The following is a 974-nucleotide window of genomic DNA, read 5'->3' on the forward strand; positions in this document are numbered from 1 at the left end:
CGGCGGTGACGCCCGCCGACGTCGGCGCGAGCGCGTCGCCGGCGTCGACGTCGGCCTCGACGGCTGCGCCGATCGACGACGCGTGGCGCCGCAACCAGGCGACCAGCACGCGGGCGCGGCCGACGCCGATGCGCGGTACCGATCGCCACCACTGCCCGCCGCGGCGGTTCGCCACCGAGTATCTCAACGCAGAAAGCATGATCTTCAACTACGCGAGTCGTCTGTCCGAAAGCTATACGGGCGGCCTCTGGCAATTCTTCGAGCTCGACAATGGCGGGTGCTACCTTGCCCCGATCACGTGCGCCGGTTCCAAGTTCAGTGGCCGCTCAACGGCGACGAGGGCGAGACGGGTGCCGACGCGTTCGGGATCGTCGTCACGTTGCTCGTGCTCTGTCACATTGCCGAAGTCACCGGCGACGATCGGTTCGTGGATCGCTATCATCGGCTGCTGGACTATGCATCGCAGCGCCCCGAGTCGGCCGAGATCTCGGCGGCAATCGATTGATGTTGTCGTCACTGCGCCCGGGCATCGTTATGCCCGGGCTTTCTCGTCTTCTCACGGAGGCATATGATGCTGGACTTCAAACAATTGAACGACCCTGAGCGCCGGGAGAAATGTCGTAAGGAACGCGAAGAGCAGGAAGCTAAAGCCGAAGCACACGAAAGGGCTTTGCGTCGCGAACTGAACATCTGCATTGAGGCGTTGGACTATCAGTTCTCCAACAGGACGAACGAAGTCTCGTTCGTAACTGCCAGTCGAGAATGAACAGCTACCTACCCTTGTCAGAAAAGCAGGAAAAGTGGCTGCTCGATATTGCGAAGCGTGTGCGTGACACACTCGATGGCGAGATCCAGAAGCTGGTCCAGCGCCATGCTGCAGGCGACACACTGGGCCAACTGTCACGGGGCGGCGCTATGGAGCCAATGCGGGGTCGGCATAAGGGCGCCACTTGAGGGGCGGCACATAGGCGCCA

3 protein-coding genes are annotated in these 974 nt (G+C 62.1%); 2 read left to right on the forward strand and 1 reads right to left on the reverse strand.

The window, feature by feature from the left end:
• Positions 1–199: phage integrase family protein (locus BDO18943_RS42435; protein WP_321534246.1), on the reverse strand; the 199-nt coding region annotated here is incomplete at its 3' end.
• Positions 200–298: 99 nt separating this feature from the next.
• Here BDO18943_RS42435 and BDO18943_RS42920 point away from each other — a divergent pair.
• On the forward strand, positions 299–505 hold the full coding sequence (locus BDO18943_RS42920; protein ID WP_053093696.1) for an antirestriction protein: 207 nt from the start codon (positions 299–301) through the stop codon (positions 503–505).
• 66 nt (positions 506–571) lie between these two features.
• The gene (locus BDO18943_RS42445) at positions 572–766 is read left to right on the forward strand and encodes a hypothetical protein (protein WP_143282279.1); all 195 of its coding nucleotides are present in this window, start codon (positions 572–574) and stop codon (positions 764–766) included.
• Positions 767–974 lie beyond the last annotated feature (208 nt).

This window comes from Burkholderia aenigmatica (assembly GCF_902499175.1).
Classification (GTDB): Bacteria; Pseudomonadota; Gammaproteobacteria; order Burkholderiales; family Burkholderiaceae; genus Burkholderia; species Burkholderia aenigmatica.

Bases quoted from the DNA above. Each gene is read 5' to 3' on its own strand.
- BDO18943_RS42445 (WP_143282279.1), top strand. From the start codon at position 572: ATGCTGGACTTCAAACAATTGAACGACCCTGAGCGCCGGGAGAAATGT.